At 68.4% G+C, this 1,204-nt stretch carries 1 protein-coding gene; it reads right to left on the bottom strand.

What is annotated here, in order from left to right; translation table 11 throughout:
- Window position 1: 1 nt before the first annotated feature.
- Window positions 2–1,204, bottom strand: a 1,203-nt coding sequence (locus tag E1291_RS41430; protein WP_207401275.1) for an HNH endonuclease signature motif containing protein, incomplete at its 5' end; no start/stop codon positions are given.

The raw sequence follows: 1,204 nt of genomic DNA, 5'->3' as shown, positions 1-1,204 counted from the left end.
ATCAGGCGGCGTCTTGGCTGGTGGTTTGCACCTCTTGGCTGTGGGGCTGGTCGTGTGTCGTCTGCCAGTGGTTTTGATCTTCTGTGTTTGTTGGTGGCCAGTGTCTGCCGGAGGTATCGGGTGGGTGGAGCCGGTAGGTGTAGCGACCGTTCTTGTTTTTGGTGATGTGAATCTGGTCGGGGTGGGTGTGTTTGTAGCGGTTGTGCCATCCGCAGCAGAGGGTGAGCCGGTCGATGTCGGTGGGACTGTGGCCCAGGGCCCATCCGTGGACGTGGTCGACTTCGCACAGGGTGCCGGGTACTTCGCAGCCGTGGACGGCGCAGGTGGGGTAGAGGGTTTCCAGGACGCGGCGTTGTCCGTGGGTGGCGAATCGGACCCGATGCCCTAGATACAGGGGAACGCCTCCGCGTCCCAGTAGCAGGGGTGAGGCTCCGGCGGTGAGGGCGATGCGGCGGGCGTGTTCGGCGGGGATGGGTGTGCCGTCGGGGAGGGGGGGGGGGGTGGTGCCGCCGGTGAGGGTGTCCAGGTCGCAGATGACGGTGACCTTGGTCCCCCGATGCCCGCCTCCCAGGACGGTGATGAGGGCTGCGGCGGTGCGTTCGGCGAGGTCGCGGTGGTCGTCGGTCCCGGCGGGCTTGGCCAGCGGGCTCAGTACCCCGTCGAGCACGGCGGCGTCTTCGGTGTTGAGCCGGCCTTTGATGTAGCGGCCGCCGTCCAGGGAACGGGTCGAGGTGATCCAGGACCGCTCATACCCCCGCGCCGAGTCCCCGTCGAGGCGTTCGGTGTCGTCGCGGTCGGCGATGACGTCGTGGATCCGGGCGCCGAACGAGGCGACCTTGCCCGCCGAGAACCCCTGCCCGGCCATCTCCAGCAGGATCGTTTCGGCGGCCCGGCAGTCGTCATCGTCCAGCCTCGCGACGGCACCGGCGATCGTGGCGGCATAACCGTAGGACAGCGAACCGCAAGCCAGCCCCGATGTGGCAGCGGGGATGCGGGCGCGGTGACGGGCCAGGGTGAGACGCTCCTTGGCGCGGGCATCACGCATCCCCAGACCAGACCGCAACCACGCCTGGGTGGAGGGAAGGCCCCAGTGCCGGACCTCGCCGGTGACATCGACTCGGGCGACCAGGCCCGACAGGGCGCTCTCGCACAGATCCACCGTCCGGCCCAGACTCTCGGCCAACTCCATGCACACCGCACCACT

Source organism: Actinomadura roseirufa, assembly GCF_900659635.1.
In the GTDB taxonomy this organism is placed as follows: domain Bacteria; phylum Actinomycetota; class Actinomycetes; order Streptosporangiales; family Streptosporangiaceae; genus Spirillospora; species Spirillospora roseirufa.
Note: the sequence above shows the minus strand (reverse complement) of the source record. Positions and strands in the feature narration are given on the sequence as shown.